This is a genomic window from Lunatimonas salinarum (genome assembly GCF_017811155.1).
Taxonomy (GTDB): Bacteria; Bacteroidota; Bacteroidia; order Cytophagales; family Cyclobacteriaceae; genus Lunatimonas; species Lunatimonas salinarum.
Genome location: NZ_JACVCV010000013.1, coordinates 80,241 through 96,257, shown reverse-complemented (window position 1 = coordinate 96,257; position 16,017 = coordinate 80,241). Strand labels below are relative to the sequence as shown.

Genomic DNA, 16,017 nt, shown 5'->3' with positions numbered 1-16,017 from the left:
AAAAGATGGAATTGTTTTTGACTAGAATCAATCAAAACACGTATTAAATGTCGTTTTTACACCATCTTCTTTGATTTACCTAGCTAAAAGTACAGAGATTCGAACGAGAAGGGTTGCATCATGTTAGCCAAAAAATATACTATTTTACCCCGTCGCGCAATTCCATCGGTCTAAAGCCAACCCCCAATCAAAAAACCCAGCCTTTACCGAGGTGTGGTCATTGCTTTTTCACCTCGGATCGGGCAAAGATGCAATCAGCTGGGCATAGAGTCCCGAAGCATAGGAAGAGATGACCCGGTAACCGCTTTTCTGAAGCTCTTCCCCACCCTTATTGGACTGTGCCGTGCCTGAAACCATTCCATCCGGGGTCAAATAAGGTTTCACTGCATTCTTTGTCTTTTCTAGCTGCTTCGTCACATCAGCGGAAAGTATCCCGTTCTTTTGGCCAAAGGCGATCGCCGCGGCAATGCCCAAGGAACCGGAAGTATCATAGCCAGTCTCAGGCTTTGCCAAATAACAATGCCAAAGTCCATTCTTCTGCTGGTATTGCAGAGCCCATTCGACTGAAGACAGGTACAAACGTTTGATGGTTTCAAGACCTGGCAGGGCACGAAACTCCGAGTGATTATGTAATGCCATCCAACTCCTAACCAAGCCCTGCATATACCAGGCCACCCCTCTGGCCCAACTTTCGAAAGAAACCATACTGTCACTCGTTCCCCGCTGGTAAATGTGCCCATTTCTCACCAGTCGATCACTTCGGATCAAAAGGTGATGAATGGCCAATTCTGCCAATTCCTGATGGTTTCTAGCGACGGCAGCTTCTGCCATTGGATAGGCTAAGGTATAGCAGCCCTCGGTGGTCAGGTTGCTTTCCTCCCTAAGAACATCCAAGCAGTATGAAATCAATAGGTCTACTGCCGGATGATCGGGGTATAGTTTGGCAATAACTGTTATCGGTAAGGGGCATTCAATGCCATAAATCTGATCATACAAAATTTGGCTGCGAGGTCCCTCATAGCTAAGTCTTTGATGCTCGTCGAAAAACATCGCAAGGTGCTGATCTATGACCCGCTTTACCAATGGATTAGCTGTGCTTTTGTACATATCATACAAGCCGTCCAACACGCAGCCCTCCATCCAGCCAAACTGCTGAATGGAATTGATGGAATAAAAACTGGGAAAGAAATTATTCAAAGTTGGCTTGTCGGTGGAATGGGAAAGCAAGTGGGCCGTTAACAGCTGATTGGTTGCATTGGCTGTCCCGCCGCTTAAAAACCAGGCTGGAGTACCGCCTTTTACCATTTTGAGAGATAGTCCCTCTCGCCCTACTCGCTTATGAAATTCCGGAGGAATTGCCAGTTCAAATACCTGTATCACAATCGGATACCGGATATCAAAAGTGCCAATCAATTCGGAAGTACTTCCTAAGTATACTTCAATGAGCATTTCTTCGCGGATATCCATGACGCTGCACAACCTCAGCCTAAGCGAAGGATAGGCTACACCGCCTTCAAGATCAAAGGAAAGGTGGACCAATGGATCTTCGGTACCTGGCTTCACTGCAAAGGCCGTCCAACCAAAGGGAAGTCGCTTGCCTTCGGGTACCTCTATATCCATTGCAGTGATCTGTGTGGCCGGATGATATACCAACCTGGTATTCTTTGAATGACTCGAATACGCTGAAAATGCATCGGCAGAAACCAACGGAATCGCTGCACTTGTTGCCGAAAATGCTTTTAGAAAGTCACGCCTATCCATCAAAGCTTAATTTTATCACAAGTTCAAATCAGAGCAAAAACATCTTACGAAGGGATACTTGACAGAACACTTCTTAGAAGCCCTTTCAAGAAGATGGTCTTTCCACCCGCATCACCCCATTCATGATTCGCCAATGGCCCGGAAAGGTGCAGGTAAATGGATACTCTCCCGGTTCACTGGGGGCCGTGAACCGAAGCACAAACCGCTCTCCGGAGGTTACCAAAGGAGTGGCGGCCAGTACCCTGTCCGATTCAGGAATGAAATGCTTGTCGTATCCATCCGGGAGTTTCGCCATATCGTCAGCCATCCGGCCCACCGCCTCCAGACTATTGGGACTTAAAATCAATAGATTGTGGGGCATGTCATCCGGATTACTAAAATGGATTTCCACCGGCACACCCGCAGGAACGGTAAACTGCTTTTTATCAAAAACCATCTCTCCAGGAAGCGTCGTTAACACCACCTTTATCACTTCTGCAGTGCCTTTCAATCCGCGACGAGCATCGACATCCCCTTCCGCCAAGCCTGATGCACCTTTCCGCTCCCCGGCAACAAAAGCATTATCGCTGTATTTCAAAAACTGCATGACCGCAGGTGCATGGGAAATAGCCGCAAACTCTTCGGATGTCAAAGGAGGCCAGGTATAGGCTGCCCAATGGGGATCCGTTTTCAAAAATCCAGGTAGCGGCAATTTTTCGGGAGAATCAAGTGGCCCCAAGATCAGCGCAGTTTTGACAGAATCTCCTTTCAGAAATTCCGGGTTTTCTTGAAACATCTCCATCCAAATGGGCCTCAATGGCTTGAAGGCCTCCTTCAATGCATAATCGATGTAGTCATCCATCGGCCAATCCGCGGCCTTAAGCAATGCCTCCACCGATCGCTTTGACCTGAAATGACTGAGTGCGGCGATGGCTTCCAGCCGTACTTTGGCGGAGGGATCTGAAATTTTCTCAGCTAAAAGCGTTTCCGTTTCTGGAATAGATTCCCTCCAATAAAACAAAACCCGTGTAGCCGCAGCCCGAATATCCGGGTCCTTCGCAGCCAATAGTTTATCCAATAGCTCCCTATTGGGCCGGTGAAACTGCTGGTACACCCATAAGCCTTCCAATAAATCCTGTTCGAAGGAGGCAGTTTCCCGATTCAATCCATTGATCCAAGTTTCCACTACCGGTAAAACTTCATTTGCCGGGTATTCCCTTAGCTGCATACGCACCCGATACCGGACCCTGTCTTCGTACACCTTAAGCTGATCGAGCAATTCCCCCACCGATAATGCCGTTAGGTCAAGGTACAGATTCAAGGGCTTCGCTTCGTAGGTTATTTTCCAGATTCTTCCATGGGCCCGGTCTCTTAAGGAATCGCGGAAACCCTGCTCGCCGTGCTGAATAATGGGGTTGAACCAGTCCACTACGTACAGAGCGCCATCGGGGCCAAACTTCAGATCGACAGGGCGGAAATTCAGATCGGTGGATTGCAAAAGTGGCTGAAGCTCCTCTGCCACGATCCCACTGCCCTGAGGGATTATCCGGTGTTGGCGTATACCTTGGAAACCCACAAACGTGTTGAACAGAATGTTTCCTTGGGCTTCATCCGGAAAATTCCGGCTGGAGATGATCTCCATGCCGCAGGTTTTGGGCTTATACGTACTCGTCAGGAAATCCTTCATGCCTACGTGCTTTTTGGGATACTCCGTGGATACCGTCAGAGGAGTGGCCAGGTAATTCATTCCCGTGGACACATCCCCGATGAGGTGGGTTCCGTTGCGCAAAAAGGCATGTCCCCAAGGATTCGCATAGGGATACGAGACGTAGGGCTCCAACTTCATCGTACGCGGTTCGTACCTCCACGTATTGCCATAGGCGCCACGGACAGGGCCATAGGGGGTTTCTACTTGTGAATGGAGAAAGGTACCCTCGTGCATATACAAGGCACCGTCTGGACCCCAGGTATAGGCAGAAATGGAATGGTGCGCATCTTCTGTCCCAAAACCATGTAACAGATTGCGGCGTTCATCGGCCTTACCGTCCCCATCCGTATCTTTCAAAAACACCAAATCCGGTGCTTGGGTCAGGTACACGCCGCCATCCCCCAGCTCAAATCCCAAGGGCAGGTATAAGCTGTCCGCGAATACCGTATGGTGGTCCGCCACGCCATCTCCGTCCGTATCTTCTAAGATGACCAGCTTATCATTTGGTACTTGTCCGGGCAAAACATGGGGATAGGAAGGCATGGAAGCCACCCAAAGCCTTCCCTTCGGATCAAAGCTAATCGAAACGGGATTGGCAATAGGGAAATCCTGCTCCGATGCAAAGAGCTCAATCCGATACCCCTCTTGTAGGATAAATTGATCAGTGGATGGGGCGTAGTTCTTTGCCGTAGCGCGCTCCCCATCGAAAGATCGAAAGATTTCCCTGGCCTGCTGCAGGGCCAAAGGCCCATTTCCGGAAGCACCCTTCCAAACCAGGGAATCCAATCGAAGCAGTATGGAGTCCAATTGTGCCAGTTCAGCGGGAAGCGTTTGACCTCCCTTCCAATGCTTCCTGCTTCCCGAGATGTATTCGCCATTTTGGGACCGGAATCGATAGAAAAACTGCCGGTTTTTAATCGCTATCAGTTCCCTGAGGGTTTCGGCGGTCTGCCCCCACGTAGCCTGCTTAAACCCCAATGACTTTGCCATAAACTCGCTAACCCTGCGATAGCCCTCGTCCGTCAAATGAATACCGTTGTAAGTCAGGTGCTCATCAGAGCGACTCATGAGCCTTTTGCTGCCCTCATAAAGATCTACAAAAGGAATATTCAGTTGTTTGGCCACCTCCGCAATGGCATCTGTATAGGCCTTCAGTTGCCGATTGTGGTCTTCCGGATTAGGAAGAAAACCACCTATTTCTTCATGATAGATCGGTGAAAACAGTACGACCTGAGGAGGTGACTTGCCCTCGTAGGGTGCAATTAGAATTCGTTGCAGATAGGCCCTAAGCTTTTCCTTAAACAAAGGCAAGCCTTGTGCTCCCTGAAAAGCCTCGTTCATGCCAAAAAAGGCGAAAATATAATCCGGCCGATGGTAGCTCAAATTATCCTCCAAGGAGCCAAAATCCAAGGGCCTAGGCTGCAAGTCTACCTCGTCTCCGCTCCAGCCCAAATTGCGGACTACCAGGTTTCTATCGGGAAAGCTCTGGTACAGCAAGGTTTCGAAATAGTTGGTCGTCTGTAGCTGTTCGGCAAAGGTATTTCCCACCATCACAATACGCCCATGAGAGGGAGGATCAAAGGGTATGGGCCGTGATGGATCTGAACAGGAGAATACGAAAAGGCCTAAAATGAACAGAAAGAACAAAAAATACGGGGGCTTATAGTAAGGTCGGTTCGGCATCTGGTCTATTGGGTATATAGGTTAAAAATTAAGGAATAATCTACCTGAATCAAAAAACAAAATGACCAAAGTGGTGAAACGCCGATAGGATCGGTAGTACGAAAAAAGGAATGGGAAAACGCCGCATATCCGCGGGTTGGGTAATGCCCGGTCAAAACCTAGGACCTTATTCAAAAATCCAACCCAAAGGCGAGGCGGCCCCGCACCTGGATCGAAACCACCGGCTAACTAATTGACTTACTCTGGCCCCAATATCGCTCCGTAACCGCCATATGGGAAGTGTGGATTGGGCACGTGCTCTTTTTGGACAACTTCCTCCATCTTCCGCACCAATTCCGGATGCTGACCCGAAATATCGGAACTTTCCGAAACATCCTTGGTCAGGTCGTACAGCTCCATGTTGGCGTCAACTCCATACCTCACGCCCTTCATGTTTCCGATACGGACGGACTGTCGGAAATTGGCTGCCGGCTTGCCGTACAAATTCAACTCCCAGACAAGGTGTTCACGGGGCTTTAGATCATCCCCATAAAATACAGGTGCAAAGGAAATCCCATTGCTCTGATCCGGCACCTCGATACCCGCGACCTCGGCAAGGGTAGGCATAAAATCCTGGCCACTAAGGGGCGTATCATCCACTGTTCCGGACTTGGTATTTCCGGCCCAGTAAGCCAGGGCCGGCACACGTATTCCCCCTTCATACGTATCTCGCTTCTTCCCGCGCAATGGTCCGGTACTCTGAAAAAAGGTATGGTCATGGCCCAGTTCTCCATGGGCACCGTTGTCGCTGGTAAACACAATCAAGGTATTTTCCAAGATCCCCTTTTCCTTAAGCTTTTCCAAAAGGCGACCTACCTGCTGATCAAGCAGGGTAATCTTTGCGGCATGCGTGCGCTCAATTTCCGGCCAGCCCCGATCCGCATAGAGCTCTTTATTTCGGACGGTTTTCTCGTGCGCATGGGGAGCCCGGTAGGACATAAATAGAAAGAGAGGTGAATCCAAATCGGCACTGTCCAGATAGTCGAGTGCGATATTCGTTCGAAATTCATCGATGCAATCGTAGGCCGTTAGATCATAGTAGATGGAATCCTGTTTACCGTTGATCCAATGCATTCTTTCATCGTAAACAATGCCTCCCGGACAAGTCCCGAACTGCTCCTGTACGGCAAAATCAAAACCCCGGTGATGGGCCCAGGTTTCCACATGGCAATCGTCCAAGTGCCATTTTCCGATAAATGCAGTTTGATAACCGGCACCATGGAGCATCTCCCCCAATGTGATCTCATCAGGCCTCAATGCGACGCGCGCAAATACGTCGCGGTCGGGGTGATAGCCTGTGTTACCACGAATGGTGGCGGTAGCTGAATGCTTTCCGGTCAAAATAACGGCTCGGGAGGGTGCACAGAGCGGACTTCCCGCATAAAAATTGGTAAAGCGGACACCCTGCTTGGCCAGTTCATCCAATACGGGGGTTTGAATGATGCGTTGTCCGTAGCTTCCCAGCTCCCCATACCCTAGGTCATCGGCCAGGAGGAATAAAATGTTGGGCCTTTTCGGCGGAAAAGTGCTGGCATCCTTTTCAGAACAAGAAACCAACCATAGGGAAAAGCAAACAAACAGAGTTATGCCAGCATTCTTCATATCAGTTCAATAAGGTAATTCAAAACAGTTTTTTTAAAGAGGTAGTTACCCAATTATGTAGCAACTTTAAACGGACATGCCTTCTGCTTGGAAAACACTTTTCTACTCATCAGAAGGTAAATGACTATTCACATCCTCCTCCCATTCATCGAGGAGCGCCTTCATACGATCCACCAGTTCCGGATATTCCACTGCGTAGTTTTTTTCCTCGGGATGTTCATCCTCCAAATTCGCCAAGTAAGGTGATTCCATTTTTTCTTCTTTTTGTGGATGCGGTGAAAATTCACCGGTGGTATCGCGACCATTTAGTATGAGTTTCCATTTTCCATCGGTTACGGCCCATTGGTTTCGCCATTCAAAAAACAGCAATTCATGTTTCGAGGGTGCGTTCGATTCAATAATCGGAACCAGACTTTTTCCATCGATTGGTCTGTCCGGTAATGAAGCCCCCACTAGTTCGCATATAGTTGGAAAAAAATCCATTACTGAAATGGTCTGGTCCCTCGTTTCGTTTCTGGAAAACCGACCGGGATAACTTATTATAGCGGGTACCCGGATTCCTCCTTCCAGAAAGCCTCCCTTTGCGCCTCTCCATTTTCCGGTATACCCTCCCCCACCATTGGCACAGTAATTTGTCCCCTTTGGCAACCCACTCGAATGTTCGTCTATTCGGATAAAGGTCTCCTCTGTGGAATGTCCATTGTCACTCATGAATATAATGAGCGTGTCTTCCCTAAGGTTAAGAGCTTCAAGTTTATCTATAACCTGCCCTATCAAATTGTCAACTGTAGAAACTACCGTCGCATAAGATCGTCGGGGCTCTTCTAAACCTGCATTTTTTGCAACGAAAACCGAATCGGGCTGTTCTGGGTAATGGGGCAAATTGAAAGCCATGTATAGAAAAAAGGGATCGTTTTTGCTCGCATCGATGAAATCAACCGCCTTTTCAGTCATCAAAGAGGGAAAATAGGTACCTGCTAGGAAAACCTCTTTGTTATCGAACCACAGGTCATGGAACCCCTTTCCATGCAAAAAATAATGAACGTAGTTATCGATAAAGCCACTTCTGTGTCCAAAAAAGGCGTCAAACCCTTGTTCAAGTGGCCCATTTTCTAACGAAGCTCCCAGATGCCATTTGCCGAAAAGTGCGGTTCTGTATCCGTTGTCTTTCAATACTTCGGCAATGGTAACTTCATCAAGAGGCATATTTCTGCCTTTCTCTAGGTCATGTGGGTTGTTTTGGGTCCAGTCTCTTATCCCTGACCGTTGGGGATGCCTGCCTGTAAGCAAAGCGGCCCTACTGGGACAGCAGACCGTATGGGAATAAGCCTTTGTGAAACGTATTCCTGTACTGCCTAATCTGTCTATATTCGGGGTAAACAGGTCATCGGCTCCATAACACCCCGCATCAAGGGTACCTTGGTCATCGGTGAAAAAGATAATCACATTGGGTTTTTTATTTTCTTGTAGGCTGCAAGCCCCCAACAAGAAAAGCCAGCATAGTAAACTTGCTAGGCGGAACGAAAGGAACCTACAGTCTTTCATAAATCTTACGTGTTTGTTATAATCTTATGTTATGCTCATTCCAATCCCTGTTGGGTAACAATGGGGACATAGCCTACTTCAAATCCGGCCGGAGGCTGTACGATCAATGCAGGGTCTAACTCTGCCAATTCCCCAAACAAGGGAGGTGGCAGGTATTCTCTCTCCTTGGTCCAATGGGCATGAAGCAATTCCACACGGCGCTGCATTTCCTCCCGCTCCTCTGTGCTCAGATCGGCATTAAGTAAGGCAGGCTGATCGGCAAAACGGTACCAATAATAGGTGACGGTGCTGCCGTCACCCAATCTCGCCTTAAAGGGTCCGGCCACCGGCCCGGGCTTTTTCCAGCTACTCTCCGGGTCTTCCGGGGTGACGTAGGGAAGTGCATTTCGTTTATCCGTACTTCGAAAATCAACGGCATGAAGTCCTGTTTCAGCGGGTACCTCCTGAGGAGCCACTGCGATCCATTCTCCCTTATCATCTACATCCTTTTTTACCAGTTTATAGTATTCTGGAAGTACCACCAAAGAACGAGAGCTCAGTTTTCGCCGGGTGACATGCTCCCCAGACCAGCGGATTCTCAAGGTAGCCGAGTCGGTGACGGAAGGATCTAAAAAAGAGGTGATATTCAGCAAAGCGCGCATTTCCTTCGGAATATGTTCCCCAAAAAAACTCCAGTTGGACCTCACACTCTTTTTGAATCGCTGCATGGCTGCCTCTTCCTCGTCTATTTTGCCTTCGGCCATTTTTCCACCCTTGAACCAGGCTTCCACATCATCCCAGAGTGCAGCCTTTTTATAGACCATCAAGCGGTGTAACAAATCCGAATTCCCATTAGGACCCACGGGGTACTGGGTGGGAGCCGTTCGGGCATACGTCTGACCTTTGGAGTCCGTAGCTTCTTTGGAATAGATGTGCTGCGTTTCCATCTGAAAGGGCTTATTGGCTTTAGAAGGTCGCTGATCTAAAAACAAACCCGCTAGGCGCGGATCCTCGGCAGACGCCTGCGTCCAGAAATAGGGAGTGAAAAAGGCCACCGGACCTTTGAAATTTCCGGTGTTAAGAAATAAGGTCCAACATTGATTACCCGTTGGAACCGATGTTCCCGCGGTTGTAGCTCTTGGCTCCATAAGCGGCAGAGGCAGATAGCCACTGCCAAACAGCTCACCAGAGGTACCCTGCTTCAGATTCAGACCGTCCGGAGGCCACAATACCCAGGGACTTAACTGCGCCACTCCGTATTTACCTTTTGGATCGTCCCAGTCCCTGCCTCTTCCTGCACCGGGTCCATTGGCCCATCCGGCAAAATTCAGTTGCACTCCGCCCATGATGAATTTAGGCGTTTCGGTCGCATATTCCGTATCCCGCCACCAGCCAAGTCCTCCTTCTATGTTTGTATAAAACCGTTCGATCGGCAAGGGTCCATCCTGTTGCGGATGCATCCAGGTACCGAACAGGCCCGACTGAAAACTTCTCCCCGGATAATCCTTTACCAAAGGCCAGGCAGCCATGTACATGGAGTATCCCGCGTTGTAGGATTCGTCTGCCTCCTCTAGCTGGGTTATTAAATACCCACCTACATGGATGTTACGAAATGCCTCTTCCGGAGTGGCTTGTTGTGCAGATACCAGGCCGATCTGAAAAACCAACAAGCCTAGGATGAAAAAAATGCTTTCCTTACAATGATTCATCTTTTTGTGTTTTATAATCCGTTTCCCATTTTACCTTGCCTTCAATGCCTCCCGGGTCGCTTTCAGGAGTGCCTCGGCACTCAAGGGCCTTCCGGTTGCCGCTACCATCCATTGATCGGGTGTCAATTTCCCAATTTTACACACCCTAATCAGCTCCTCCGCAAAATCCCGCCCTTCAAACTGCTCTTCGAGCTGCATCATGACGATATTTCCTAGGGGGTAGCTGTGCAGATACAAGGCACCGGAGATAAAATGATTGTAAATCGCCAAGATCGGCACGTCGCGAACGCCGAAGATCTCCGCAAAATATTCGTTCCAAAGATCCTTGGCAATGGTAATGGTGGCCTCTTTCAGCTCTTCCATGGTGGCATCGGGATGCGCATACAGCCAATTCCATACCTTGATTTCGTGCAAGGCCACTGCGCCGATTTCACACACAAACCAAAAAGCCGCCAGTGCATTCTCCTGTCTTTCTTTCACCGTGTAATCGGGACTGACCCCCAACGCCAGCAGGTTACGATAGGCTAGTAAATCCGCCATGGCCTCGGTATAGGGGCTACTGGGGATGCCCTTCAGCGAATAATAATCCGTCATGTAGGTGCCGACAATCTGCTGAATATTATGTCCTACCTCGTGCATAGCCACCCGGTAGCCTTTGTAGTTGAGTCCATTTTTTTCAAACCGAGTGCGCAGGTGTGCGTTGGCGCCGCGCATTTGGGGAGCATTGGCATGTCCTCCCGATGGGATGGGATCCACTACGATGCGGCTACCGATAAAATCAGCCTCAAACCTTCGAAAGCCAACTTTTTGAAGGATTGCCGGGATATCTTGCTGAAAAGCCATCGGTGTAGGGTATTTTTCCCGTATCATCCGATCCAGTTCATCCATGTCAAGATCCGGACTGTCATTGAAGTTGGTAAACCAGATATCGAAAGGCGCTAATTTTCTGCCCAAATTTTTCTCAATCAACGAAGCAACCCCCTTCATCTCCGGAGCTCCAACCACCGATTCCAGGAGGGAAACAATCCTTGCTTCGCTTAGCTGAACGTTATCAAAGGTGCGGGAAAAATAAGTTGACCCGGCCGCATACTTGACATCCTGGCGCATTTTGGAAACCATGTTATGATGCAGGACCTGGTAACGGGTATCATTCTCCGGCGCAAAATCCACTTCTACAAATTGTCCGTCTTCCTTTTTGTACACTTTATTCGCCTGAGGCTCCCAGTAAAAGGGTGTCTCACCAATCATGCAGGACGGTATCGTTTGGTGGATAATATGCAGGATAATCGTCTGCAGTGTGCGCTGCCTTTCCAAGGGATCCTTTCTCGAATAAAGACCCTTGATCTCGTCCCTGAGTCCGTTGTGGCTGTTTAGCCGCGTACCAGGCGGAAACAGTACCTCCATGCTGGGAGACAGCACCTGATCCATGGAGAGGATGTAGAGAGAGGTATAATCGCGCAACTCATCCGGTAAGCTCATGGGTTTGGGTTCTTTCGCGGGGTCTGCCCGGAAATCAAACTGATCACCCAACCGGACCATGGCCCACTGCTTCCTAGTCCACTGGGGACCCAGCCGCTCCTTTTCATCGTGGGTATAATAGGGAAAATTCAATGCGATCAGGTGGGCCAGCTTGTTCTTGAAAAAATCAACCTGAAAGGAGGCGCCTCCGAACAACCGATCTAATTCGGTGACCGGGCGGGTCATGGTGGTAATCGGGTAGTCCAGGGCCAGGGAAAGCTCCCTACGGTACCCATTGATCGCTTCGAATTGCTGCTCCGCAATTTCAAAGGCCCTGTCCAGGTCCTGTCCGCTGGGAATAAACTGTTTTAAGCAAAAAGCTTCAAAGGCTGCTCGATCTCCGTCAGATTCGAGCCAAAGAGACCACAAGTGATTAACCCCGCGGGTTATTCGGGCGGCTTCGTGATTTCCAAACTTGGCTGTCAGCTGTTCCATCATTTCACGCGCTGCTGATTCAGAAATGACGGTAGATCCCTGCTGACCATGGGCTGCTGTAACAAAGGCAGCAGCGAAAATCAACGCGATGAAGAGATTTTTCATTTTTTGAATTGTGTTTGGCGTCTTCACCGAGGATCCGGCATATACGCCTCTCGGATCAAATACAGATTTAATCACCTCTTCAAAGTTAAATCTCAGGAAATCGGTTTCTTTCCAAAATTTTAACCAAACCATGTGCTATTTTATCCAATGCACCACGCAATGGTTGCAAACCCCATCTTGTAAGACCTAACAAAACCGAAGTCAACTACTGGATAAAGCGTGAAATTGCTCTTCAAAAATTCCGCCTAAAAAGAATTCACCTGAAGCTCGATGTGATTTACACCTGGAGACAACCGGATAGAGCCAAACTGCGTGTTTACCTTCTCTCCATTCAAAGAAATGGCATCACTGGGACCATACGTAAGCATCAAATCCGCAGAAACATTTGCCGGCAATTCAATGGTATATACCTGCAATCGGTTGTTAATCCTTTGATAGGAGGCCTTTACTTCTCCGGTTATAAAGGGAACGGTGATCTCTGTGTCCGTCAGACTTGCCAGTTGTGGACGGATTTCCAATAGACCGGCACCCGGTGTCTTCGGTACGATTCCCCACATTTTACGGGCAACGATATTTCCAGGCACGGCACCCCAAGCGTGGTTCCAATCGGCATTGGGCTTGTACTTCATGTCCCATGCCTCCAAGGTCATGGTAGAACCGATCGCAATCATGTTCCACCAGCTTCGGTCGTGCGTGGCCGTCATCAATTCCAGCGCATAATCTGCTGCTCCGGCATTATATAAGCCATCCATCAGGTATTGTGATCCATAGACGCTGCAGGCCATTCCCCTCGATTTGATAAAATCTACTACGGTCGGAATATATTCGCTAGGCACCATGTTAAAGGCCAGAGGCATCATGTTCGCATGAAGGGACGAATGACCAGCGTCTTCTCCATCTAGGTAAATGCCCTTCTCCCGGTCCATCAGCTTTTCCGTCACGGCTTTCTTGACTTTGGCAGCCATAAACTCGTATTCCAAGGCCTCTGAAGTCCTATCCAGTAGACGGGCAAACTCAGCCATAATCTCCAAGTTCCGATAATAAAGCGCATTAATGACAGTATTGATCGGTTTAAAAACAAATCCGTCCCGTTCGCCTTCTGCCGTAGCCAGCTTCCAGCCAGTATCCTTCTGTGCGGGAGGCCAATCCACAATATCAGCCAGCTTGATTGTCGGATCTTTGAAACCCAGCTTTTTCATAAATTCCGGTGTAGCCTTTTCCGAACTGATCAAGCCATCCTCTCTCGCCAACTCCATCAGCGTTTTATGCTTTAGCTCATCGTAATATTTTTCGATCAACCTGGTGTTTCCCGTATACAGGTAGTCCTCGTAAAACATCAATGCCACATGCAGCTGCCATTCCGTAGGCCAAGTAGGGTGCTCCATAAAATATTCGATACTCCTCCTGGCAATGGGATACTCCCAATCCACTACGTAATGGCTCAGCTGATTGATATAGGCGTCCGCCTCATAGGGAATTCGCTCCCGGTCGCCGTCGATGTAAACGCCTGCAAAGGAAGTTCCCTTCATCGAGTACTTGCAGAGATCCCATACCTGATTTAGGACAGTATCCGAACTGTGAAAGCTGCTTTGATTATCTTCAAAATAGCCAAAATAGGCGTGCTGAGTCCACTCATCAGGTTGCTTTTTAGCTACAAACTCTGCATACCGGAAAGGCAATAAAACCGGAAAGGAGTCCGGAAGTGCCACGGCTGCCGGACCGGTGTTTCTGATATCCGCAGGAAGCTCCAACGCATAGCCCTTCCTTCCCGGACTGACGGCAACTTGCACCTCTTGAAAACGGATATGGCCCTCGGGTGAAGCATTGATCCTTCCACCCTGCAACTGTTCTCCCAATCTGACCGTTACTGTCTCCCGCTTATCTGCATCATAGACAAACGATAGATTGGCGAAGGCAGCCTTCCCAAAATCGGCAATCCAAGTATCATTTCCTCGTTTTTCTATGGAGATCGGAGAAATTTCTTCCACCATAAAGTGATTGGGCGTGGTTAATTGATTACCAATATTGCCCACTCGAAATGCAACAGAGGGCGAATACCTTCCTGTACGATTATCCCCGTCCCAAAGTCGAACCTTCCAGTAATAAGTCTTTCCTTCGGACAATTCGGGGCCTTCGTATCGGATATTAACCGATTGGCTGCTAGCGACCTTGCCGGAATTCCAAATATCGCCCAGATTCTGCCCACTTTTTTCGGCGGAACTACTGACCAGAATCTGATAGGCAGACTGGAACAACATTGCTTCAGGTACCTGCCACCCAAAATTGGGCTGTTTTGTAAGTATTGTCAAACCGGAAGGGTTACGGATGGTCTCTACATGTAAATTAACAGGTGCCGCAGTCGTCTCATCGGCGAGCTCCTCGACGAGTTGATCCAGCTTTTTTCGAAAAGTGGCCAATCTCGCCGAATGTCGAGGATCCTTTGCCAAATTGTTGACCTCCAGTGGATCGGCGGTCAAATGATACATCTCCTCCACTGACTTGTCGTTCACATAGCGGAAGTATTTCCATTCCGCCGTGCGCAGTCCCTCACTCGGGGGAATATTCTCAAAATCCCACAAGTGCTCGATTAAAACTGTATCTCGGTTTAGGGGCTGCCCATTTATAACCGGGATTAGACTTTTCCCTTGATAGGCGGAAGGAATCTGTACCCCAGCCAAATCCAAAATGGTCGCCGGCACATCGACATTGGCCGCCATATCGTTTGAATCTGCATGGCGTGAAAGGCGCGGATCGTACACAATCAACGGCACGCGGATGGAATTGTCATACAACAGCCATTTTCCAGCCAATTGCCGTTCACCGGTGAAATACCCGTTATCTCCCATCAGGATAATGACGGTATTTTTATCCAATCCCTTTTCTGCCAGTCGCTTTCGGATCTTCGCAATTTCCAGATCTATACCGGATATCATGCGGTAGTATCCCTTCATGCTATGTTGATATTTTTCGGGCGTATCATAGCGCCAACCCCATCGCAAGCGGTTAAAACCATTTTTTACAAAATCGGGCTGAGCCTCAAAATACCTGTTTTCTGATAGCTTCGGTCCGGGCATGTGCACGTTTTTCAGCAAGTAGTCAACTTCATCTTGCCAAAAATACTGTAGCTCGGCCGGATCGTGGGCATGTGGCGCACTAAAAGAGAGGGACAAGCAAAACGGCTCGTCCTTTTCAGCCTTGTCGATAAATTCCAATGCCTGATGGCCCGTATAGCGGGTCAAATGCACCGTATCCCCCTCAATGGTTTTGAAAAAGTACCCGCGGTGATCCTTATACTGACCGTTTCGGTCGTAGGAATCGTACTCATCAAACTGTCCGGACAAGTCCTTGTGATTGACACCATATTTTCCATAAAAACCCACGCGATAACCGGCTTCCTTAAGGAGTTTGGGGTAGGCTGTTTCCATGTATTCACTCTTAATGGGACCTGTCTGAAAAGTGTATGCATGGGTGCGCTCGTAAAGACCTGAGAAGATGGTGGCGCGACTAGCGGCACAGATCGGGGTGGTCACCAAGGCATTGGAAAAATAAGCTCCCTCCTCCGCCAACCGGTCCATCTCGGGCGTATGAATCAGGTCATTTCCTGCATATCCGAGCGCATCCCATCTTTGATCGTCGGTGAGAATAAAAATGATATTGGGCCTTTCGGATAATTGGGCGGTTTGTGCAAAACAAGTCAGCTGGGTAAACGCAGCAAGTAGCAACAGGGTGCAACAAGCTTTCAACATAGTTTCTGGTGGTTTATTTTAGGAAAATCAACTAAATCGTAAATGTGAGCTTCAAAACTACCACTTTTCCGACAACAATCAAGTCAAATAATGGCAATCAAGCTTTCCCTTGGAAAACTCAATTCACCCAAAAAAATACGCAAGCCTTTTCGCTTCGATGATCTTAAAAACCTCCCGAATTTCGCCCCCCGAAAGTTCCTTGGTAAAG

The 16,017-nt window shown here is 48.7% G+C and carries 7 protein-coding genes; all 7 read right to left on the bottom strand.

What is annotated here, in order from left to right; translation table 11 throughout:
- Positions 1 to 228 precede the first annotated feature (228 nt).
- A complete protein-coding gene (locus tag IAQ59_RS15855; protein ID WP_209331815.1) occupies positions 229 to 1,761 on the bottom strand; it encodes a glycoside hydrolase family 88 protein in 1,533 nt (510 codons plus the stop codon).
- A gap of 85 nt (positions 1,762 to 1,846) precedes the next feature.
- A complete protein-coding gene (locus IAQ59_RS15850; protein ID WP_209331814.1) occupies positions 1,847 to 5,131 on the bottom strand; it encodes a PVC-type heme-binding CxxCH protein in 3,285 nt (1,094 codons plus the stop codon).
- Positions 5,132 to 5,368: 237 nt separating this feature from the next.
- Positions 5,369 to 6,772, bottom strand: coding sequence for a sulfatase-like hydrolase/transferase (locus tag IAQ59_RS15845; protein WP_209331813.1), 1,404 nt, complete (start codon positions 6,770 to 6,772; stop codon positions 5,369 to 5,371).
- A 102-nt stretch (positions 6,773 to 6,874) separates the two neighbouring features.
- Positions 6,875 to 8,317: a sulfatase family protein gene (locus tag IAQ59_RS15840; RefSeq protein WP_209331812.1), complete on the bottom strand. Its 1,443-nt coding sequence runs from the start codon at positions 8,315 to 8,317 to the stop codon at positions 6,875 to 6,877.
- A gap of 35 nt (positions 8,318 to 8,352) precedes the next feature.
- Positions 8,353 to 10,005: a hypothetical protein gene (locus IAQ59_RS15835; protein ID WP_209331811.1), complete on the bottom strand. Its 1,653-nt coding sequence runs from the start codon at positions 10,003 to 10,005 to the stop codon at positions 8,353 to 8,355.
- Positions 10,006 to 10,035: 30 nt separating this feature from the next.
- Positions 10,036 to 12,195 carry a gluzincin family metallopeptidase gene (locus IAQ59_RS15830; RefSeq protein WP_209331810.1) on the bottom strand — a complete coding sequence of 720 codons (2,160 nt, stop codon included), beginning with the start codon at positions 12,193 to 12,195 and terminating at the stop codon, positions 10,036 to 10,038.
- A 113-nt stretch (positions 12,196 to 12,308) separates the two neighbouring features.
- Entirely contained in the window at positions 12,309 to 15,809 is a 3,501-nt protein-coding gene (locus IAQ59_RS15825) for a sulfatase-like hydrolase/transferase (RefSeq protein WP_209331809.1), read from the bottom strand.
- Between the last annotated feature and the right edge of the window lie 208 nt (positions 15,810 to 16,017).